The sequence below is a fragment of the Pseudomonas sp. St290 genome (assembly GCF_018325805.1).
In the GTDB taxonomy this organism is placed as follows: Bacteria; Pseudomonadota; Gammaproteobacteria; order Pseudomonadales; family Pseudomonadaceae; genus Aquipseudomonas; species Aquipseudomonas bijieensis.
Map to the genome: position 1 here is coordinate 2,613,448 of NZ_AP014703.1, position 20,364 is coordinate 2,633,811.

The window sequence follows — 20,364 nt, forward strand, 5'->3', positions numbered from 1 at the left end:
ATAAGGGGAGCTATCAGAAGTTGATCGAGGCACTCAAGCGGGCGGTCAGTGGTGCGCCCTGGAACAGGTAGCCATCGCCCATGTATTCACCGGCGTCACGCCAGTAGCGTTTGTCGAACAGGTTGTCGACGGTCAGTCGGAACACGGTGTCGTAACCGTCGATACGGGTGCTGTAGCGGCTGCCAACGTTGAAGATGGCGTAGGCGCCAGTCTCGACCTCGCCCTGGCGATTGGCGTATTTGCTGCCGCTGTATTGCACACCGCCGAGCAGGGCAAGCCCCTCGACCCAGGGCAGGGCGTAGTCACCGTAGAGACTGGCGCGCAGTGTCGGCACGTTGATCGCTTGGTGACCTTCATAGGCCGGTGTGCCGCTGTCGCTGACCCGTGCACGGATCGCCGCGACACTGGCCGAAATCTGCAGGCGCTGACTGGCCCAGCCATTGGCCGAGAGTTCCAGTCCGGTGTTTTTCTGTTCACCCTGCTGGGTGAAGGTGAACGTGCCGTCGTCATTCGGCCGGGAGTACTGGTATGCCTGGCGGATCTGGTACAGCGCTGCGGTCAGGCTGATACGTTGCCAGTCATACTTGATGCCCGCCTCGATCTGCCGGGATACGGTGGGCGCGAGGATTTCATAGGCGTTGGTGGTGAACCACGCCGCTTCACCGCCCAGTGACAGGCCCTTGCTGTAGCGGGTATACAGCGACAGGTTCTGCACCGGCTTGTAGATCAGTGCAGCCTGGGGCAGGAACACGTAGCGTTGAGTGTGTCGGGTGGTATCGCCCTGGCTGTCGAATGTCTCCTCATCCAGACGCACTTCGCGCCCGCCGAGCACGGTCTGCCATTGTTCGTTGAAGCTGATCCGGTCATTGAAGAACAGCCCGTACTGGCGGCTGTCCAGGCGTCGATAAGAGTCGTTGAGCGGACCGTCGTAGCGTGCGAAATCTGCCGGCTCGCTATCGATATTGGCGCTGCCGATCATCACGTTGATGGCGTCGCGTTTATCCACCACGCGACGAAACGCGCTGGTGCCTACGCTCAGTTCGTGACCAAGGCCACCGGTGTCGAAGACGCCATTGAGGACAGCCTGTACCTCGTCATTGCGGCGGGTATCGTCAGGGCTGCGGAAGTCGTAAATGTCGTAGTCGCCTTCCGGGCTGAAGTAGTTGGGCACAGCCGCGCCGGCGCAACTGGCGGAGCCGTAGCAGCCCCAGGCGAACGAGCTGTAGTCATCGATCACCACACGGCTGCGCGCTGCACTGATGTTGCCTTTCCAACTGTCGCTGAAACGATATTCGAAGCTGCCGTTGAGGTTCAGTGCATCGGTGGTAACGGGCTTCGAGCCGCTCTGGTGTGCCAGCAGTTTTTTCGGTGAGGCATGGTGTGGCAGGCTGGAGCCGCCGAGCAATTGATATCCCGGTGCCGAGCGTTGTTCCTTGGTCTGGTACTCGGCATCCAGTTGCAGCAGGGCATCGGGGCTGATGTTCCAGTCGAAGGCCAGGGAGGCGAAGTCGCGCTGACCATTGGTATGTTCGACGTAGGAATGCAGGTCTTCATGAGCCACGTTGGCACGCAGCCCGAACTGCTGTTCGCTGCCGAAGAATCCTCCCACGTCTGTCGCCAGGTAGCCGCTGCCGCGATCGTCAGTGGCCACCGTGACCGAACGCACATCGGTCGGCCGTTTGGTCACGTAATTGACCAGTCCACCAGGCTCGGTGACGCCGCTCTGCAAGCCGGAAAGCCCCTTGAGTACTTCAACCTGTTGCTTGTTTTCCAGCCCGACGTTTTGCTCGCCGGTGATGGTGCGGCCGTTGATCTTGTAGCTGCTGGCGGAGTTCAGGGAGAAGCCACGTACGACGAAGTTTTCGTAGTAGCCAACCGGCGCGTAGCTTTCACCCACCGAGGCATCGTTCTTCAGAACTTCACTGAGCAGGCGAGCCTGTTGGTCGTTGATCAAGGTCTCGTTGATCACCGAAATCGACGCCGGTGTATCCAGCAATGGCGTGGCATCGAAACCGCCAACTGAAGCGCTTTTGACCTGATAGCCAGAGGTGTCCTCGCCCGTTACGGTCACCGCCGGAAGTTCGGTGTCGGCGGCCTGCGCGGTATGCACCGTGTTGGCCAGCAGCAGGCTCAGGGTCAGAAGATTGAGCGTGAATCGTGGGGCGGATACTCCCTCGCGGGACGTCCGGTAAAGCATATCCATGAATACTCCTCGACGATTGCGATCCCGAGACAGGCGAACACCGGGCACAGGTGCCCAGGCGCGCTCCAGGAACGAGCCGTGCTGTTAATACAGGAAAAAGCGATGTGTGCCCTGGGGGCGTCAGGCCGGAGTTGCTCCGGTGGTCATTGGCAAGTTTGAATCCGCGGCCCACTCTTGAAGCGAGCCATCATACAAGAGGACGTTGTCACGTCCGACCAGTGTCATCGCCAGGGCCACTGCGGCAGCTGAAATACCGCCGCCGCAATAGAGCACCAGAGGGGCTGGCGTCTTGAGCAGCTCGTCACCCAGTTGGTCTTTCAGTTGCGTGCTCGGCAGGTATTTGCCCTGTGGGTCCAGCAGGTTACGGGCCGGCAGATTGAGGCTACCGGGAATATGCCCGCGTCGGGCGTAGCGGCTTGGGGCGGTACCGCTGAACAAGGCTGAGGACAAGGCGCAGACCAGTACCCCGGGACGCTCGCCGGCCAGCACTGCCTGCACGCCTTGACGGTCAATCCAGAACCCCGGGCTTTGCTGCAACCGCAGTTCGGCCATTGGCACGGGTGATTCATTGCCCTGGCGCTGAGGCAAACCGGCAGCACGCCAGGCATTGAAACCGCCGTCCAGCACCTGAGCCGCAATGCCCACGCTGCGTAGCATCCACCACAGACGCGCGGCCCAGAAGCCGTCGGTGCGGTCATAAATCACGATGTGGCTATTGGCTCCGACGCCCAGTCTGGCCAATGCGCTGGCGAAGTGATCGGCGCAGGGCAGGGCAAAACTGAATGAGGCCTGAGGCTGGGCCAGTTCTTCGAGCAGGTCCGCGTGTAGCGCACCGGGTATATGGGCCTGGAGCCAACCGTCGCGGCCGCTGGCGACGCGATAATCCTGATCGAAACGCGGCGTCGGCAATTCGACGCTGGCATCGAGAATTCGCAGATCGGGATCGGCCATGTACCCGACTAGCGTTTCGGGGCTGATCAGGATGGGGGCTGCGGTGGCGGTCATGATCCAGAACTCCTGGTTAAGGCAAGGCGCCGTAAATGATCGAGCAGAGACTGGCCCGGTTCAGTGGAAAACCAGCGCGTGTGGCCTAACAAGTAGGCGTGGTACGCCACGTCGGCACTGGCGGTGGAACCCACCACACCCTGGAAATAGGCAATTTCGGACAGGGCGAAATCCACATGGACTAGTGGCAACAAGGCTGCCAGCGTCAGTAGATCGGCCGAGGACAAGGGTTTTTCGCTGGCATAGCCATCCAGCAAGGCATCGATGTCATCCAACGCGGCCTGGGCACTGCCGCCATCGTCCAGCTCCAGCCAGGGAATGCCATTGCGCTCGATGGCTGTGGCCAGGTCGAAGAGGGCGAATGTGCGGTCCGACAGGCCGAAGTCCAGCACGCAACTCACCGCTGCGTCGACGGCACTTGAGCTCCATAGCAGATTGGAGCCGTGCCAGTCGTTGTGGGTCCATAACCCGGGCTGCTGGCCAAGCAACGGTTGCAACTGGCGATGCCAGGGCAGTAGCAGCGGCAGTAATTCGCCGCGCCAGTCGTGCTGACTCATGTAGTCGGTGAGTACGGGGTCCAGGTGTATGGCCTTTTGCAGACTGGCACGCAGATCCTGGCAGGTGCAGAGTTTGAAGTTAGCCAGAAGCATCGGGGTTTGGCGGGGTGCGGCCTGATAGTCCTTGGCGGCGAGGTGCAATCGGGCCAAGGACGCGCCGGCGGACCAGGCGTGTTGCTGACTGAAAAACGGTGTCCAGGACAACGACTCGCGATACAGATCCTGACCTTCCGCCAGCCCATGCACTTCATACGTCCATTCGCCCTGGGCGACCGCCGTTTCGCCGTTGCGGTCGGCCAATACCTGACTCACCGGTACACCACGTTGACGCAAATGCGCCATGAACCGATGCTCCTCGCTCAGCCAAGCGGGGGTGCGAATTCGCTGATGGTGGCGTTTGATGAACACCGTTGCGGCGCGAGTCTGTACCAGGCTGGCCGCCGAAAATGGTCGGGGGCTATGCCAATTGAGGCTGAGTAGCGGCCCGAGTTGCGGGTAGCCGAGCAACAGTTGTTCGACATCGCGGGTATCCAGTGGCGGCCAGTCCGCAGCCACCGGCTCGTGGCTCAAACCGTGCACCATCAAGGCTTCGACGGTGGCCATCAGACCGTCTCCGGCAAGTAGGCGTTACTGGTTGCCTGGCGCCATGCTTCGGCATCGTCAAGCACGCCGTTGTCTTGCAGCCAGTGAGCGTAAGGTTTGAGCAATTCATCCCGTTGCCGGCCCCAGGCGCCCTCGTGCAACCAGGTCGGGGCGATCTTCTGCAGTGATTCCGCCAGCAGCTCACGGGGAAAATAGGGGGTGACAGTCTCATAGGCTTGCAGGGCGCTGGCGGGATCGGCAGCAGTGGCCAGGTAACCTCGGGCGGTGGCTGCCAGGAAGGCGCGAGTCAGTTCGGGTTGCGTTTCCAGCGTCCGCTCATGGGCGCCCAGCAGGTAGCTGTGATAAGCCGGTGCTCCGAGCTCATCGACCGGCCAGACTACGCGCCGTTCAGCTTCGACCGGGCTGGACATTAGCGCTTCCCATGCCCAGTAGCCGCCAAAACTTGCATCAGCGACACCGGCAGCCAGTTGTTCGGGGCGCAGTTCGCGGGTACCACTATTTACCAGGATTAGCGCATCGGGATCACCACCATCGACCCGCACCAAATGCCGGACCATGGCCAGCCCGCGAGGGGTGGGATTGAGTGCCAGACGCCGTCCCACCAGGTCCCGTGGCCGCTGGATACCCGAATCGGTGAGGGTCTGGATTGACTCCAGGCCACGGTGGTTGATCGCTGCCACTCCCCGCAACGGTTGCCCCAGACTGCGGCGTACGAGCAGTCGGTTGCTGGGGAACACGCCGAAGTGCACAGCCCCGGACAGTAAATGATCCAGAGTGTCGCCGCGCCAAGGGTCATGCACCACCAGCTCGACATCCAGCCCTGCCTCCTGGTACCAGCCGCGTTCGCGAGCCAGATACAAACCTGCCGAATTAGGCCAGGGATGAAAGTACTCCAGCATTACCCTTACAGAAATCATCGCTATCGACTCCAGCCTGACGTCGCGTATGGACGCAAGGCACTGTGTTTGATTGCGGCGATTTATAGCGAGGCAATCTGGTATATACCAATATCCTTTATTGCTATGGATATGCCTGGAATGTTCAACGCGGGAGCAAAGCCACGCAGATCCTGGCTTCGCCAGGGTTCGTAGGTTTTGCGGGTGTGATCATGTCGCCCGGGAGGCGGCTGAGTGCGCGAATATGCGGCTAGGTGATCGGGCGAGTGGCGGCCGTAACCCGGATCAACAGATCAGGACTGAGAGCGGGCGCCAGTGAAGGCGCACCGAAGGGGAGAAGAACTACGGTCGTGAACTAGTGGGCAAAGAACACCAATGCACGCAATTCGATACTGCGCCTTGGAGGGGCATCACGTGGCGTAGAAGGATCATCGAAAGCGGTGTGTGCACCCGCTCGTGCCACACCATCGGTGCGCGAATCGAAGATCTTGAGCAGCAGCGCTTCTTCAGGTCGTAGGCGGGGGTAGTAATACCAGCGATGATTCGGGTTTGCGCGCACGGAAAAAGTTTCCCCGACTTTGTCGCGATACACCAGGTCGCTGGGCAGGAAGTCGGCAGGATCGATGGTGCTGGCATCGCACAGCGCTAACGGTGTGGTAAAGACTGGTCCCCCGATGGGACGCCACAAATTGATGATTGCAAAGCGTTTGAGCAAACGTTGCTCGGCTTCTTCCGGGGGCAAGTGATCGCGCACACGGCGCACGGCGGAACGCTCAGTCTGGTCGTTATGAACATAACGCACCGGTTCGCGCATTCCTGCAGCCTCTCTGCCAGGCTGATCAACACGAATGGTGTGGTCAAAGATCACGGTTTTGATGGCGCCCGTTTGCTCGCGAATCAGTGCGTCAGCCTCGGGGTAATAGAGCAGGCGAACTTGCGTTTCGTCTTCCAGATCAGGCACCGCACTTGGACGCTCGATTCGCTCAAAGCCTTGCACATCGAGGGTGGCGGGAGTGTCGAGCAGGCGTGCGTTATGAATATTGACCCGAGTCGGCTGCAGGACACCCGTGCGTTGTGGTTGGCCGTCGGGCTGCGCGAATGCGTAATTGACCGGACGTATGCCATTGTCCAGCAGATAGTTGAGCTCGCCGATTACGGATACAGGTGCAATGTCTTGCTGATGGGTTCCCATAAGAACTCCTTGGCTCGAGGCGAGCCGCTTTAAAATGATTCCTTGAACGGCCGCAAATCCAATTCCTGCGTCCATGCGCTGCGCGGTTGTGTATGCAGGTACCAGTAAGCTTCGGCGATATCCTCAAGCTGTAATGCGCCCTCGGCGCCTAGCTGCTCAAGACGCTGCGGAGCATGGCTGCGTAAGCGTTCGCCATTGATGCCGCCATCGATCACCACGTGCGCGACGTGAACATTTTGCGGGCCGAACTCACGAGCGAAGGACTGACTCAACGAGCGCAGTCCGGCCTTCGCCGCTGCAAACGCCGCGAACGGTGGCTTGCCCCTCAAGGAGGCCGTGGCCCCCGTGAACAGCAATGTGCCGCCACCGTTTTCAAGCAACGCGCGGGTGGCCTCTCTGGCGAACAAAAAACCGCCCAGGGTCGAAGCTCGCCAAGTTTGTTCGAACAGGTCGGCGCTGAGTTCAAGGCTGGGGGATGACACCGAGTTACCCACATTGAAGATCGCGACCTTCAGTTGGCCAAGCTCCCTGACAGCCTTGATCGCAGCCAGGATATCGGCTTCATTGCCTGCGTCTGCCGGCAACGCCACCGCATCGCCATCCTGTGCCTGGATGCTCTCGACGACGGCCTTGAGCTTATCGGGGCTGCGACCGCTCACGGCGACCTTATATCCACCTTTGGCGAATCGTCGTGCCAGCGCCGCGCCTAATCCTTCGACAGCACCGACCCCGTTTACCCAGGCAACTTCTGCGGTTAATGACATGGTGGCGTCCTTCAAGGGCAAGAAGGAACTTACTGTAACGTCCTATTTAAATCGCAGATTAGAATTTTGGACGCTAACGATAGATCGGATTAGTGACTGTGATGGCCACGTAAGTGCTCAGCCTTCACCGCTAGCGACCCATCACCGCGCTCAACAAGTTCATGGTCGTCATATTCATGAATAACTCGAACCTGCTCTCGCGTCGCGTCGATGCTCGGGATCATCTTGAACACGGAGTTTTACGTTGTGCTGACCGGCCCCACTTGCCCACGTCAGGACCAAACGCTTAAACAGGAATAACCTTAGCGTTATATGATTCTTTCATAATCTTTCATCATTAATATAATCGTTGGTGCTTTCAGCCTCGACCTTCGAGTCTTGCTGGACGCAACACTGCTGACTCGGTTTTTTCCCTCAGCCACGCCGCCCCACCCCCTATAAAGGCCTTTCATGACGTTTAAAAAACTCATCATCGCCGCCAGCCTGTTGTTCGCCGCCGCCGGGGCACATGCCCAACAAGCCATTGATATCAGCTACCAGCGTTCATCGACCTTATGGATATTGCTCAAGCAAAACGGCCAACTGGAAGAGCGACTGAAGCCCTTGGGCTTCACTGTCAACTGGCATGAATTCAGCACCGGCCTGCTCAGTTCCCTGAACGCCGGCAGTGTCGATTTGCATGCCGACGTCGCCGACGCCTTTGCGCTGTTCACCCAGGCTGCCGATGCGCCATTGACCTACTACGCCCGAGAAAACCCATCGCCTGGCGCCCAGGCCATCATCGTTGCGGACAACTCACCCATCCACAGCGTTGCCGATCTGAAAGGCAAGACCGTCGCGGTTTCCAAAGGTTCGGGCAGCAACTTCCTATTGATTTCGGCGTTGAAAAAAGCCGGTTTGACGCTCGCCGATATCACCCCGCGTTACCTGGAAGCACCGGATGGCGGGGCGGCATTCGCCAACGGCAGTGTCGATGCCTGGGTTATATGGGACCCGTTCCTGGCGACCCAACAACTGGATCATCACGTGCGCGTGCTGGCTGACGGCAAGGACGGCGTGGCCGACTACAACCGCTTCTACCTGGCGACGACAAAGTTCGCCAGCGCGCACCCGGACGTGTTGCAGGTTACCTTCGATACCCTGCGCGAGACGGGACAGTGGGTCAAAGCGCACCCACAAGAGGCCGCGAAGATACTCGGCCCGTTGTGGGGCAACATTCCTTCCGCCACCGTGGAATTGGCCAATACCCGCCGCAGCTATGACATCGTCCCGGTCAAGGTTGATGAACTGGCCGAGCAGCAACGTATCGCTGACACCTATTACGCGGCGAAGCTGACGCCCAAGCCGTTGAAGGTTTCCGATATCGCAGTCTGGACGCCGAAGGCGAAGTAGGGGGGCGTTGGCATGAGTCGTCAAATTCACCTGTCAGCGTTCTTGCTGACGGGGCCTGTCATTCACAGTCACGCCGTCTGGCGTCACCCTGAAACCGTCGGCAATTACCTCGATCCCGAATACTACGCGCGCGTCGCAAAAGTCGTGGAGGAGGGGTTGTTCGACTTTCTGTTCTTCGCCGATCGCCTCGCAGTGGGTGATCAAATGGGCGGCTCCCGGGATCTGGCATTGCGTTATGGCGCTCAGGATGCGACACGCCTGGACCCACTTCCGATCCTGTCTTACCTGATCGGGCAAACGAGCAAGCTCGGCCTGGGTGCAACCCGCTCCACGACCTATTACGAACCCGCGCACATCGCCCGGGAGTTCGCCACTCTGGATCACCTGTCCAAGGGCCGCGCGGCGTGGAACATCGTCACCTCGATGAACGACAGCGAAGGTCGGCTGTTCGGCAAGGACAAGCATCTGGAGCACGACCTGCGTTACGACCGTGCCGACGAGTTCGTCGAAGTGGCGTTGAAGCTATGGCGCAGTTGGGAACCTGGCGCGCTCAAGCTCGATCGCGAAAGCGGGGAGCTGGCCGATCCATCGAAGATCCAGTCGGTGCAGCACCGTGGCGAGTGGTTCAAGGTCGAAGGCCCCCTGAATATTCCGCGCACGCCCCAAGGAAGACCGGTGCTGATCCAGGCCGGTTCGTCCGGTCGCGGTCGGCGTTTCGGAGCGCGTTGGGCGGAAGCGATCTTTACCATTCATCCGCACCTGAGCGCCATGCGCGCCTTCCGCGACGACGTACGTGCGCAGGTCGTGCAACAAGGGCGCGAGGCTGACAGCTGCAAAGTGCTGACAGCGGTCATGCCGTTCATTGGCGGCACGGAAGCCGAAGCACGGACCAAACGCGATCGACACAACGCACTGGCACGTCCCGAATTAGGGCTGGTCACGCTGGCCTCACAGCTCAATGTCGACCTGTCACCGTTTCCGTTATCCGCGACGCTGGCGCAGATAGCCCAATCGCCGCTGATCCATCCGGCCGCTGCTGAAAAACTACTGATGCAGGGTGCCGAGACCACGCTGGAGCAACTGGGGCGGATCTTCGCCAGCAGCGTTCGCGTTCCGCAACTGGTGGGCACCGGCGCGCAAATCGCCGACCAACTGGCCGAGCTGTTCCAGGGCGAAGGTTGCGACGGCTTCGTGATCTCGCCGGGTTACCTGCCGGGATCGTTCAGCGAATTCGTCGAAAGCGTGATCCCCCATCTGCAACGCAAAGGCTTGTTCCGTCGCGCTTATGAAGGCTCGACCTTGCGTGAGCACCTGGGGCTCGGCGAGCTGAAGAACTGAACTCTTCTACCAACCAAAGGGATATTTGAATGGCTGTTTTCGAACGTTTGACCCGTCGTCACCTGCTGGGGCTGGCCAGTGTTGCCCTGGCGAGTCCGTTGTTGATGTCGCTGCCGCGTTTTAGCCGGGCGGCGGATGAGCACGCCGGCCATGTTATCGATAGCTCCAGCGAGCCCGCCGGCACGGGCGAATTCATTCGCCTGGATGCCCCGCGCGCGCTGAAACTGGCGGTCAACCTCAATGCGGTTTGTCTGGCGCCAGTGGTCATCGCCCACGGTCAGGGTTTCTTCAAGAAGCACAACCTCGATGTCGAACTGGTCAACTTTGGCAACTCCACCGAAGTGCTGCTTGAAGCCATCGCCACCGGCAAGGCCGATGCTGGAGTCGGCATGGCATTGCGCTGGCTCAAGGCGCTGGAGCAGGGCTTCGACGTCAAACTCACCGCCGGCACTCACGGCGGTTGCCTGCGTTTGCTCAGCGCAGTAAACGGCAACGTGCATAAGCTTGAAGACCTCAAGGGCAAAACCATCGGCGTCACCGACATGGCCAGCCCGGACCGTAACTTCTTCTCGATACTGCTGAAAAAGCACGGCATCGATCCGGTGCGGGATGTGGAATGGCGACTGTACCCGGCCGACCTGCTGGGCACAGCGCTGGAGCGTGGTGAAGTGCAGGCAGTCAGCGGCAGTGATCCGTTCATGTACCGCCTGATCAAGACCGGCAAAGCCCAGGAGCTGTCCACCAATCTGGTCGAGGAGTACGCCAACCTCAGCTGCTGCGTCGTCGGCGTCACCGGCAAACTGGTGCGTGAGGACAAACGCGTGGTCGCAGCCCTGACCCAGGCCGTTCTCGAGGCCCACGATTACTCGGTGAAAAACCCCGAGGCCGTGGCCAAGGGTTTCCAGGCCTATGCGCTCAATACCTCCACCGAAGAAGTCGAGGCGATCCTGCACGACCATACCCACGGTCATCATGCCGTTGGCCCGTTGCTGACTAAGGAGATCACCACTTACGTCACCGACCTGAAAACCGTGGAGGTGATCAGTCAGGGGACCGACGCCGGAGCGTTCGCCAAGGAGATCACCGCCGATGTCTTCAGCTGATGTTTCGACGTTGGCCGCATCCGCCAGGCCGTGGGTATTCAAGCTTTGGCGCCAAGGTGCGGTCGCGGTGACGGCATGGGTGGCGGTTGCGTTGTTGATCAGCTATTGGCCCAACGCCACGCGCCTTTGGCCGATGACCCAAGGCCTGGCGAATCTATGCCTGGCCGTGGCGACATTGATCGGGTTGCTGGGCATCGTCGGTCACTGGTCGGCGAAGCTCGCCACGCGCCTACGGGCAGCAGGCGCCTGGTTGATCGCACTGCCCATTCTGCTGGGCATCTGGGAACTGCTCACCGCCAAGCTGGGCCTGCTGCCGGTGCCATTCTTTGCACCGCCGCAAGCGTTGCTCGCGGTGTACGTCGATGACTGGCCACGCCTGGCCGACAGCTTGCTGCATTCGGCACTGTTGCTTGGAAGTGGAGTGGCGCTGGGGGCCGCGACCGGTTTTGTGGCCGGAGTTGCGATCGGTTGGTCGAGCAGTATCGGCTACTGGTTGCACCCGGTCCTGCGCATTCTCGGGCCGGTGCCTTCGACGGCGCTGTTGCCACTGTGCTTCTTTCTGTTTCCCACCAGTTGGAGTGCCAGTGTCTTTCTCATTGCTCTGGCAACCTGGTTTCCGGTGACGGTGTTGACGTGGTCCGGTGTGGCCAGTGTCGACAAAGCCTATTACGACGTGGCCCGGACGTTGGGCGCGAAGCAGGGCTTTCTGATTTTCAAAGTGGCGATCCCGGCCGCTTTGCCCCACGTGTTTGTCGGTTTGTTCATGGGGTTGGGCGCCTCGTTCTCGACCCTGGTGGTCGCGGAAATGATGGGAGTCAAATCTGGCATCGGCTGGTACTTGCAATGGGCCCAGGGTTGGGCGGCCTACACCAATATGTACGCGGCATTGTTGATCATGGCACTGGCCTGCTCGGGGTTGATCTCGGCGCTGTTTCTGATCCGTGACCGGTTGTTGGCCTGGCAAAAAGGAGCGATGAAATGGTAGCGCTGGCACACGCAGCAACCGCATCGGCAGGGTTGGCCCTGCGCATTGACAACCTGAGCCACGGTTTTGCCCTGGACGGTCAGCACTTGCCGGTACTGGATCGGGTTTCCCTCGACGTGGCGCCCGGCGAGTTCGTCGCGTTGCTCGGGCCTTCAGGGTGCGGCAAGTCCACATTGTTGCGCCTGGTGGCGGGGCTGGAGCCTGCCGATTCGGGCGCTTTGCTGGCTGATGGCCTGCCGATTACGGGGCCGGACCCGAGCCGGGTCGTGGTGTTCCAGGACCCGACGCTGTACCCGTGGCGGCGCGTATGGGACAACGTCGCCCTTGGCCTTGAGGCCCAGGGCCTGCTCAAAACCTATTCCGCCAAGGTCGATGAGGCACTGGAAAAAGTTGGCCTCAGCCCGTTCTCCCGAGCGTATCCACGGCAGCTGTCAGGGGGCATGGCCCAGCGTGTCGCGTTGGCTCGGGCGTTGGTCAACGAACCGCGGCTACTGATTCTCGACGAGCCATTAGGCAAGCTGGATTCGCTGACCCGCATTGCCATGCAGAAAGAGTTGATCGATTTGTGGCAACGTCAGGGGTACACCGCGCTGCTGGTGACCCATGATGTTGAAGAGGCTTTGCTGCTGGCCAATCGAGTGATCGTATTCAGTGACCGACCGGCAGCGATTAAAGCGCAATTGACCATCGAACGGCCTTATCCGCGTCATCGCGACGATCCTTATCTGGTGGATCTGAGACGCCAGATCATGGGGTTGCTGGGGCTGGGTGAGAGCTGGTAATTATTGGTTGAGTGCCCGAGCACTCTTTGCAGGACAACAGAGCACAAATGTGGGAGCGGGCTTGCTCGCGAAGAGGGACTGACATTCAACATTGATGGCGACTGACACACCGCTTTCGCGAGCAAGCCCGCTCCCACATCAGATCTGTTGCGTGCTATCGACCGTATTCCATTGGGAGTTCATCGCGCCATGAGTTTCACTTCACTGCATTGGGGCGCGTACCGTCCGCAGGTCGTCGACGGAAAACTGGATGCGATGGTACCTGTTGAATGGGACTCAGATCCGTCGCCCATCGGTGCTTCGATTCCCGGGGCTATTACTTCGCCGACGCGGATCATGCGGCCGGCAGTGCGCCGCAGTTACCTCGCCGAGCCCGGATCTCACCCCGAGCGGCGCGGTCAGGAACCCTTCGTCGAAGTGTCATGGGAAGTGGCGCTGGACTTGGTCGCCCGGGAGCTGAAACGGGTCAAGATCGAGCATGGCAACCAGGCGATTTTCGGCGGCAGCTACGGCTGGGGCAGTGCCGGACGCTTCCATCACGCCCAGAGTCAGCTGCATCGCTTCCTCAATCTGTTCGGCGGTTACGTGTTCAGCATGGACAGCTACAGCCTTGGCGCCGGGCGGGTGTTGATGCCGCATATCGTCGGCAACATGGATTGGTTGCTGGCCGCGCATACCTCATGGCAGAACCTGGCGCAGCATTGTGAGTTGTTTGTCGCTTTCGGTGGCCTGCCGGCGAAAAACGCCCAGACCAGCCCCGGCGGGGCCAGCGAGCATCTGTTGTCTCGAGCACTCGAAAAGATGTCCGAGGCCGGCGTGCAGTTCGTCAACGTCAGTCCCTTGCGCGAAGACCTGGTTGGGCCGACAAATAATCAATGGTTACCGGTGCGCCCCGGCAGCGACACGGCGCTGATGATGGCGTTGGCCTACGTGTTGGTCAGTGAAGGTTTACACAATGAGGACTTCGTCCGGCGCTATACGGTCGGCTATGAGCGGTTTCGCCAATACCTGCTCGGTCATGTCGATGGCCAACCCAAGGATCCGTTATGGGCGCAGACCCTGACAGACATCCCGGCACCGCAAATCATCGACCTGGCGCGGCGCATGGCCCGCCAGCGCACCATGATCAACATTGCCTATTCCTTGCAGCGTGCGGTGCACGGCGAACAGCCGTTCTGGATGACGGTAACGCTGGCCGCGCTGCTTGGGCAGATCGGCCTGCCTGGCGGCGGATTCGGCCTTGGCTATGGCTGCATGAACAACACGGGCAGCGGTCGCAAAGCGTTTTCCGGGCCGCGCTTTTCCCAAGGGGTCAATCCAGTCAAAGACTTCATTCCGGTGGCGCGAGTGACCGACATGCTGCTCAATCCAGGAGCCCCGTTCGACTATAACGGCAAGCGGATGCATTACCCGGACATACGCCTGGTCTATTGGGCGGGGGGGAATATTTTCCACCATCATCAAGACCTCAACCGTCTGCTGGAGGCCTGGAAACGGCCGCAAACCCTCATCGTCCATGAGCAGTTCTGGACTGCCCAGGCCAAGTATTCGGATATCGTGCTACCGGCCACGACGGCCCTGGAGCGCAACGATATCGGCAGCTCCGCGTCGGACCGCTTCATGATCGCAATGCGGCAAGCGATCAAGCCGGTGGGCGAATCCCGGGACGACTATTGGATTCTGGCGCAAGTCGCCGAGCGTCTGGGATTCGGTGAGTCATTCACCGAGGGGCGTGACGCCGAGGCATGGCTGCGCTTTACCTATGACGAGTCCCGGGGCAGGGCGCAGGAGCAAGGGATTGAGTTGCCGGACTACGACACGTTCTGGCGAGATGGCCTGTTCGAAATTGCCTACCCCGACACCGATACGGTATTGCTCAAAGCCTTCCGCGAAGACCCCGAGGCCAATCCGCTGCCGACGCCTTCGGGACGGATCGAAATCTTCTGCGAACGCATCGCGAGTTTTGGCTACGCCGATTGTCCCGGTCACCCAGTGTGGCTGGACAAGCCGGTGGCGCAGTACCCGTTGCAACTGCTGTCGAACCAACCGAAAACCCGTTTGCACAGCCAATACGATCACGGCGCCTACAGCCGCTCCTCGAAAATCCGGCAGCGTGAGCCCTTGACCCTCAACACGGCGGATGCGCACGCCCGGGGTATTGTCGATGGCGACGTGGTCAAGGTGTTCAACGAGCGCGGGGCTTTTCTGGCCGGGGCGATTGTCAGCGATGGAATCCGCCAGGGTGTCGTGCAGATCGCCACGGGTGCCTGGTTTGATCCGTTGGTGAACGGTGAGCGAAACAGCCTTGATAAACACGGCAACCCGAACATGATCACCGCTGATGTCGGCTCATCGAGTCTGTCCCAGGGCTGTTCGGCGCAAACCGCCTCGGTGGACATTGTGAAGTGGGATCAGGCGTTGCCGCCTGTAACGGCTTTCGAGCCACCGTCGATGACGTGACGGTTGTCGCTGTTGGGGATGTCGTCGAGCGTGTCAGGGCAGGATTGAGCCGCGTGTCATGAAACGAAGACCTAAACCTTACCCCATGCTGATGAACACATGTCGATCAGCAAGAACTGGTCAGGAGGAATGGACACCGAAGAAGGTCAAGTAAGTGCCATGCAGGTGTTGGCCTCATTTTTCGTTCCCGCGAAACCCGCCTTGCGTTAGTTCATGGATTTCTGAACTAACTATTTGCTACAGCCTATTCAATCATTTGTCACGATGGCCTTAGGATCCTCCACACGGGACTGCCGCCATCAGAGCAGCAGCCCGCAGCAGCCCCTTTTCGACTGCCCAGCAACGCCACCAGCCCAATCCGCTAGTGGCCCGAAGCAGTCGAGAGGAATGCATGAAGCTAGAGATTTTCCGTACCTTATGGGGCTATACCGCCAGCCATTCATCCGCGCTGGATGAACTGCTCGTCGCCGGTTTTGATGGGATCGAAGCACGCCTGCCACTGCAGGCCAATGAGCGTGGCGAGTTCGGCGCTTTCCTGCGCAGCAATCACGTCCCCTACATCTGCACCCTGTTCAGTGCCTACGATGTCCTGCCTGATCAGCGCGCTACGCCTGCCCAGCACTTGGTCGACATCGATCGCAAGCTCGGCTGGGCCACGGAGCTGACCCCCCGTTTCGTCAATCTGCTTGCGGGCAATGATCGCTGGCCTCTGGCGCAGCAGGTCGAGTTCTTCGGTCAGGCCCTGGAACTGGCCGCCAGGCATGGGGTGTTCTGCAGTTTCGAGACTCACCGCGCCCGCTCCCTGTACAGCCCTTGGGTGACGCTGGAACTGATTCGCCAACTGCCGGAACTGCGTTTCACCAGTGACATCAGCCATTGGGTGGTGTGCTGTGAGCGATTACTGGACGACCCGGCCGACGATCTGTCGTCCTTCGTTGAGCGCGTTCATCACATTCAAGCTCGGGTCGGTTATGACCAGGGCCCGCAAGTTCCCCATCCCGCCGCTCCGGAATATGCCCGTGAACTGATGTTTCACCAGCATCACTGGGAGGCGATCTGGGCTTCTCAAATTCAGCGTGGCTATGCAGTCAGCACCCTGACCCCGGAGTTCGGTGCCGACGGGTATCTGCATCACTTGCCCTTCACCAACATGCCGGTGGCCGATCTCTGGACCTTGAACCAGTGGATGGCGCGAACCGAGCGCGAACACTTCAACCGTTTTACCTGTGAAGGAGCCCGCCATGAATAAGACTTCGCCGACCCAGGCCAACTTCAATAGCATTCCAGTGGTGAACATCGCCGGCCTCTTCAGTATCGAACTGGAGCATCGCCTCGCCGTGGCCGAGCAACTGGGTCGTGCCGCCAGCGATGTGGGGTTTCTGTACATCACCGGGCACGGCATTGATCCGGCACTGATCGAGGGCCTGCGCCAGGCGAGCAAGGATTATTTCGCGCAGCCCCTGGAGACCAAGATGCGCCATTACATCGGCGCCTCGGAAAGCCACAAGGGCTTCGTGCCCGAAGGAGAGGAGGTGTACTCCAAGGGCAAGCCGGACCACAAAGAGGCCTTCGACATCGGTTTTGAAGTGCCGGTGGACGATCCGCTATTCCTGAGTCGAACGCCGCTGCTGGGCCCGAACCACTGGCCCGACGTGCCGGGTTTTCAGGTTGCGGTACAAAATTACTATCAGGCCGTGTTTGCCCTGGGCCGTCGATTGTTCGATGGTTTCGCTCTGGCTCTGGGCCTGGAAGAGGGCTACTTCGACGCACTGGTCACCCGTCCGCCTTCCAAGCTGCGGCTGATCCATTACCCCTTCGACGCCACTGCCGTGGATGCTCCAGGCATCGGCGCGCATACCGACTACGAGTGCTTCACCATCCTGCACGCCGATCAGCCAGGGTTGGAGGTGCTGAACGACCAGGATCAGTGGATCGATGCACCGCCAATGCCCGGTGCGTTTGTGGTGAACATCGGCGACATGCTGGAAGTCATGACCTCCGGGACCTTCGTGGCCACCGCTCACCGAGTGCGCAAGGTGGCTCAGGAGCGCTATAGCTTCCCGCTGTTTTACGCCTGCGATTACCACACGCTGATCAAGCCGTTGCCGGCATTCATCAATGACGCTCAGGTCTACGAGGAGCTAACGATTGGTGAACACATGTGGAGTCAAGCCCTGCAGACCTATCAGTACCTGCGCAAACGCGTCGAGAACGGCGAGCTTGAGCTGCCATCCCGAGCCCGCAAGCCATCGAGCTTCGGTCGCCTGAAAAACACTGCCTCTCATTCCTAAAAAAACCAACGGAGCTTCCCATCATGAAAACCCCCTACGCCTTGACCCGACTGAGTCTGCTCGCCGCTGGTCTGTTCTGTGCCAGTGCCGCCTTCGCCAGCACCGCGACGCCGGGTGTATTGAAGGTCGGTATGGAAATCACCTACCCGCCGTTCGAATCCTATGACGCCAACAAGAACGTGGTCGGCTCCGACCCGGAGTTGGCCCATTCTCTGGCCAAGGCAATGGGCGTCAAGGCCAACTTCGTCGACACCAAGTTTCCCAATCTGCTCAACGGCCTCAACGCCGGGCATTACGACGCAATCATCTCCGGCATGTACATCACCCCGGAGCGCCAGGCCCAGGCCCGGACCATTGCTTATGCCAACACCGGCGCGGCAATCATGGTGCCCAAGGGCAGTGAGCTGAACCCGCAGGTTCCCGAAGACCTGTGTGGCCTGAAAATCGGGCTGGAGCAGGGCACCACCTGGGTCGGCAAGTTCCGTCAGTTGTCCAGCGACTACTGCGTCCCCAACAACAAGGGTGCCATCACCGTCAGTGAGTTTCCCTCGGCACCCGAGGTGACGCAGGCGCTGCTGTCAAAGAACATCCAGGCTCAAGTGGAAATTGCCGGCGCCGCGCACATGATCGCTCAGCGTACCAACGGCCGTGTGATCGTCAGCTCGCAGAAGTTGGTTTACCCGCAAACGTTGGGCATCTACGTCAAGAAAGACGCCGACGCGACCTATCAGGCGCTGGTCAAGGCGTTGGCTGAGAGCAAGGCCAACGGCGAGTACGCCGCCATTCTCAAGGCGTACGACCTGGAACCGGTCTCTGAGTAATGCCTGAAACCGCGCCCTCGATCGGGGGCGCGGCTTGCGCGAGGTGTCTATGCAATTCGATTGGGATTACTTTTTTTCGCTGTTCACCCTGGCTGACTTCTGGGCGGCGAGCCTGACCGTCATCGAACTGAGCACCCTGGCCTGGTTCCTGGGCATGCTGCTGGGTTTTGTCCTGGCATCGGCCAAACTGTCGAGCGTGCGCTGGCTGCGCATACCCGCATCACTCTACATCTGGTTCTTTCGCAGTATTCCGCTGCTGGTGCTGGTGGTCTTCGTCTACAACCTGCCGCAGTTGCTGCCCGGTGCCGGGCCGGTGCTGTCGGTGCCATTTTATTCCGGTCTGTTGGCGCTGGTGGTCACTGAGGCCGCCTACATGGCAGAAATTCATCGTGGCGGGCTGATTTCGATCGCCAAGGGCCAGAAGGAAGCGGGCCGCGCCCTGGGACTCGGGCTGCTTGGCGTGCAACGGCTGATCGTCATTCCTCAAGCGTTTCGTATCTCACTGCCGACGTTGATTAACGAATTCATCACGGTGGTCAAACTGACCTCGTTGATCTCGGTGATTTCACTGACCGAACTGCTGACTGTCGGCCAGCGCCTGTATGCCCAGAACTTCCTGGTCATGGAGACCCTGGCGGCTGTGGGCCTGTACTACGTGCTGATCGTGACAGTGTTTGGTTTCGCCTTGCAGCGTCTGGAACGTTACCTGGACCTGAACCTGCGTACACCGCAAACCCTGGAGAGCGCCTCGACACAAGTGCTGCGTGACAGTCTGGCACCTAGGGTATCGAGCAAGGTCAGCCTCCCAGCCAAAGGGGCGGCCCCGGCCCTGCACCTGCAGGGCGTGCACAAACGCTACGGCGATCATCATGTGCTCAAAGGTATCGACCTGAAGGTGCAAAGCGGCCAGGTGATTTCCATCATCGGCCCGTCCGGCTCCGGCAAGACCTCGTTGATCCGCACCATTAATGGCCTGGAACGCATCGATCAGGGTGAAATCCTGTTGTTCGGGGAGGGCTTCATTAATGCCGAGGACAAACCGGATGGGCGTCGGGTTCGTCAGGGCGTACAGCGCATCGGCATGGTGTTCCAGAACTTCAACCTGTTTCCACACCGGACACTGTTGGACAACATCTGCCTCGCCCCTCGTTATCATGGCGTCAACCGCGCACTGAGCGAGCAACGGGCCTGCCAACTGCTCGACAAGGTCGGCCTGCTGGCCCACGTTCACAAATATCCGCATCAACTGTCTGGCGGCCAGCAACAACGTGTGGCGATCGCCCGGGCCATGGCCATGGACCCGGACATCCTGCTGTTTGACGAACCAACCTCGGCGTTGGACCCGGAACTGGTCGGCGAGGTACTTACGGTGATCGCCGACCTGGCTCGCGAAGGCATGACCCTGCTGATTGTCACTCACGAAATGGAATTTGCCCTGTCGATCTCTGACCGGGTGATTTTCATGGAGAACGGCAACGTGCAGTTGGATGCCTCGCCAGAGGCGATCCGCGCAGGGCATGGAGCCCAACGGGTGCGACGGTTTATCGGGTTGGAAGAATCAGAGGAGGAGCGTTGCCTGTTGCTGGGCTAAATCGAGCGCGTTGGGTCGAACGATCCGCTTTATCGTGATCACATCGCTCTCGGACCAAGGCGTGCCCGCGCGATTGAACATTTCACCCTCGAAATCCTGGCAAAACAGGTCGATGGACTCGCCCATTCCCTGGGCACAAGTTAGCGGTGTCCGTACAGGTTTGGAGGCCGTTGCTTTCGGTGGTCCTAGTCCTGAAACCGGTGTAAGCCTATTTCAGAACTAGACACTTTCAATTCACTGGCGTTTGGCCTCGTCCGCGGGGCAGCATCACTCGGTTTTCGCTGCCATCAAAGCGTTCAATTCGCCGTATGTGTGGGCTTTCAAGGTTTGGGTGTCGAGTTGGCCGTTGTCCAAGAAACTGCGGACCAATGCTCCCATGGC

General features: G+C 60.0%; 16 protein-coding genes and 1 pseudogene. 10 read left to right on the plus strand and 7 right to left on the minus strand.

Annotated elements, in window-relative coordinates; all coding sequences use genetic code 11:
* Nucleotides 1-13 precede the first annotated feature (13 nt).
* From PBDP_RS11500 to PBDP_RS11525, 6 genes are all read right to left on the minus strand, one after another.
* Nucleotides 14-2,203, minus strand: a complete 2,190-nt coding sequence (locus PBDP_RS11500) for a TonB-dependent siderophore receptor (protein WP_212802261.1) — start codon at nt 2,201-2,203, stop codon at nt 14-16.
* Nucleotides 2,204-2,323: 120 nt separating this feature from the next.
* A complete protein-coding gene (locus PBDP_RS11505; RefSeq protein WP_109755271.1) occupies nt 2,324-3,208 on the minus strand; it encodes a sulfurtransferase in 885 nt (294 codons plus the stop codon).
* Nucleotides 3,205-4,368: a phosphotransferase enzyme family protein gene (locus tag PBDP_RS11510; RefSeq protein ID WP_249411851.1), complete on the minus strand. Its 1,164-nt coding sequence runs from the start codon at nt 4,366-4,368 to the stop codon at nt 3,205-3,207. The genes PBDP_RS11505 and PBDP_RS11510 overlap by 4 nt, the downstream gene beginning before the upstream one ends.
* Nucleotides 4,368-5,285 (minus strand): ABC transporter substrate-binding protein, encoded by a 918-nt coding sequence (locus PBDP_RS11515; RefSeq protein WP_176688157.1) that lies wholly within the window; start codon nt 5,283-5,285, stop codon nt 4,368-4,370. Before PBDP_RS11515 ends, PBDP_RS11510 begins: the two co-directional genes overlap by 1 nt.
* Nucleotides 5,286-5,619: 334 nt before the next feature.
* Nucleotides 5,620-6,456, minus strand: coding sequence for a CmcJ/NvfI family oxidoreductase (locus PBDP_RS11520; protein WP_134923791.1), 837 nt, complete (start codon nt 6,454-6,456; stop codon nt 5,620-5,622).
* Between the two features lie 29 nt (nt 6,457-6,485).
* Entirely contained in the window at nt 6,486-7,220 is a 735-nt protein-coding gene (locus tag PBDP_RS11525; protein WP_109755268.1) for an SDR family NAD(P)-dependent oxidoreductase, read from the minus strand.
* A gap of 450 nt (nt 7,221-7,670) precedes the next feature.
* Between PBDP_RS11525 and PBDP_RS11530 the strand changes: the two genes are divergently transcribed.
* The 10 genes from PBDP_RS11530 (at nt 7,671) to PBDP_RS11575 (ending at nt 19,983) form a co-directional block, all read left to right on the plus strand.
* Nucleotides 7,671-8,612 (plus strand): aliphatic sulfonate ABC transporter substrate-binding protein, encoded by a 942-nt coding sequence (locus tag PBDP_RS11530; RefSeq protein WP_116832037.1) that lies wholly within the window; start codon nt 7,671-7,673, stop codon nt 8,610-8,612.
* Between the two features lie 12 nt (nt 8,613-8,624).
* The gene (locus tag PBDP_RS11535; protein WP_212802262.1) at nt 8,625-9,950 is read left to right on the plus strand and encodes an LLM class flavin-dependent oxidoreductase; all 1,326 of its coding nucleotides are present in this window, start codon (nt 8,625-8,627) and stop codon (nt 9,948-9,950) included.
* A 29-nt stretch (nt 9,951-9,979) separates the two neighbouring features.
* Entirely contained in the window at nt 9,980-11,053 is a 1,074-nt protein-coding gene (locus tag PBDP_RS11540; RefSeq protein ID WP_116832038.1) for an ABC transporter substrate-binding protein, read from the plus strand.
* Nucleotides 11,040-12,038 (plus strand): ABC transporter permease, encoded by a 999-nt coding sequence (locus PBDP_RS11545; RefSeq protein WP_212802263.1) that lies wholly within the window; start codon nt 11,040-11,042, stop codon nt 12,036-12,038. Before PBDP_RS11540 ends, PBDP_RS11545 begins: the two co-directional genes overlap by 14 nt.
* Nucleotides 12,032-12,820: an ABC transporter ATP-binding protein gene (locus PBDP_RS11550; protein ID WP_116832040.1), complete on the plus strand. Its 789-nt coding sequence runs from the start codon at nt 12,032-12,034 to the stop codon at nt 12,818-12,820. The genes PBDP_RS11545 and PBDP_RS11550 overlap by 7 nt, the downstream gene beginning before the upstream one ends.
* Before the next feature lie 189 nt (nt 12,821-13,009).
* Entirely contained in the window at nt 13,010-15,280 is a 2,271-nt protein-coding gene (locus PBDP_RS11555; protein ID WP_163854246.1) for a molybdopterin guanine dinucleotide-containing S/N-oxide reductase, read from the plus strand.
* A gap of 391 nt (nt 15,281-15,671) precedes the next feature.
* Complete coding sequence (locus PBDP_RS11560) at nt 15,672-16,529, plus strand: sugar phosphate isomerase/epimerase family protein (protein ID WP_109755261.1); 858 nt, start codon at nt 15,672-15,674, stop codon at nt 16,527-16,529.
* On the plus strand, nt 16,522-17,571 hold the full coding sequence (locus tag PBDP_RS11565; RefSeq protein ID WP_109755260.1) for an isopenicillin N synthase family dioxygenase: 1,050 nt from the start codon (nt 16,522-16,524) through the stop codon (nt 17,569-17,571). Before PBDP_RS11560 ends, PBDP_RS11565 begins: the two co-directional genes overlap by 8 nt.
* 23 nt (nt 17,572-17,594) lie before the next feature.
* On the plus strand, nt 17,595-18,392 hold the full coding sequence (locus tag PBDP_RS11570) for a transporter substrate-binding domain-containing protein (protein ID WP_109755259.1): 798 nt from the start codon (nt 17,595-17,597) through the stop codon (nt 18,390-18,392).
* A gap of 49 nt (nt 18,393-18,441) precedes the next feature.
* Nucleotides 18,442-19,983, plus strand: coding sequence for an amino acid ABC transporter permease/ATP-binding protein (locus tag PBDP_RS11575; RefSeq protein ID WP_212802264.1), 1,542 nt, complete (start codon nt 18,442-18,444; stop codon nt 19,981-19,983).
* 267 nt (nt 19,984-20,250) lie between these two features.
* On the opposite strand, the pseudogene PBDP_RS11580 reads toward PBDP_RS11575, so the two are convergent.
* Nucleotides 20,251-20,364 (minus strand): annotated as a pseudogene (locus PBDP_RS11580) (isocitrate lyase/PEP mutase family protein); the annotation flags it as partial.

What these genes read in the sequence shown, in the direction of transcription:
- PBDP_RS11500 (WP_212802261.1), bottom strand. Translation starts at nt 2,203, where the DNA reads ATGGATATGCTTTACCGGACGTCCCGCGAGGGAGTATCCGCCCCACGA.
- PBDP_RS11505 (WP_109755271.1), bottom strand. Translation starts at nt 3,208, where the DNA reads ATGACCGCCACCGCAGCCCCCATCCTGATCAGCCCCGAAACGCTAGTC.
- PBDP_RS11510 (WP_249411851.1), bottom strand. Translation starts at nt 4,368, where the DNA reads ATGGCCACCGTCGAAGCCTTGATGGTGCACGGTTTGAGCCACGAGCCG.
- PBDP_RS11515 (WP_176688157.1), bottom strand. Translation starts at nt 5,285, where the DNA reads ATGATTTCTGTAAGGGTAATGCTGGAGTACTTTCATCCCTGGCCTAAT.
- PBDP_RS11520 (WP_134923791.1), bottom strand. Translation starts at nt 6,456, where the DNA reads ATGGGAACCCATCAGCAAGACATTGCACCTGTATCCGTAATCGGCGAG.
- PBDP_RS11525 (WP_109755268.1), bottom strand. Translation starts at nt 7,220, where the DNA reads ATGTCATTAACCGCAGAAGTTGCCTGGGTAAACGGGGTCGGTGCTGTC.
- PBDP_RS11530 (WP_116832037.1), top strand. Translation starts at nt 7,671, where the DNA reads ATGACGTTTAAAAAACTCATCATCGCCGCCAGCCTGTTGTTCGCCGCC.
- PBDP_RS11535 (WP_212802262.1), top strand. Translation starts at nt 8,625, where the DNA reads ATGAGTCGTCAAATTCACCTGTCAGCGTTCTTGCTGACGGGGCCTGTC.
- PBDP_RS11540 (WP_116832038.1), top strand. Translation starts at nt 9,980, where the DNA reads ATGGCTGTTTTCGAACGTTTGACCCGTCGTCACCTGCTGGGGCTGGCC.
- PBDP_RS11545 (WP_212802263.1), top strand. Translation starts at nt 11,040, where the DNA reads ATGTCTTCAGCTGATGTTTCGACGTTGGCCGCATCCGCCAGGCCGTGG.
- PBDP_RS11550 (WP_116832040.1), top strand. Translation starts at nt 12,032, where the DNA reads ATGGTAGCGCTGGCACACGCAGCAACCGCATCGGCAGGGTTGGCCCTG.
- PBDP_RS11555 (WP_163854246.1), top strand. Translation starts at nt 13,010, where the DNA reads ATGAGTTTCACTTCACTGCATTGGGGCGCGTACCGTCCGCAGGTCGTC.
- PBDP_RS11560 (WP_109755261.1), top strand. Translation starts at nt 15,672, where the DNA reads ATGAAGCTAGAGATTTTCCGTACCTTATGGGGCTATACCGCCAGCCAT.
- PBDP_RS11565 (WP_109755260.1), top strand. Translation starts at nt 16,522, where the DNA reads ATGAATAAGACTTCGCCGACCCAGGCCAACTTCAATAGCATTCCAGTG.
- PBDP_RS11570 (WP_109755259.1), top strand. Translation starts at nt 17,595, where the DNA reads ATGAAAACCCCCTACGCCTTGACCCGACTGAGTCTGCTCGCCGCTGGT.
- PBDP_RS11575 (WP_212802264.1), top strand. Translation starts at nt 18,442, where the DNA reads ATGCAATTCGATTGGGATTACTTTTTTTCGCTGTTCACCCTGGCTGAC.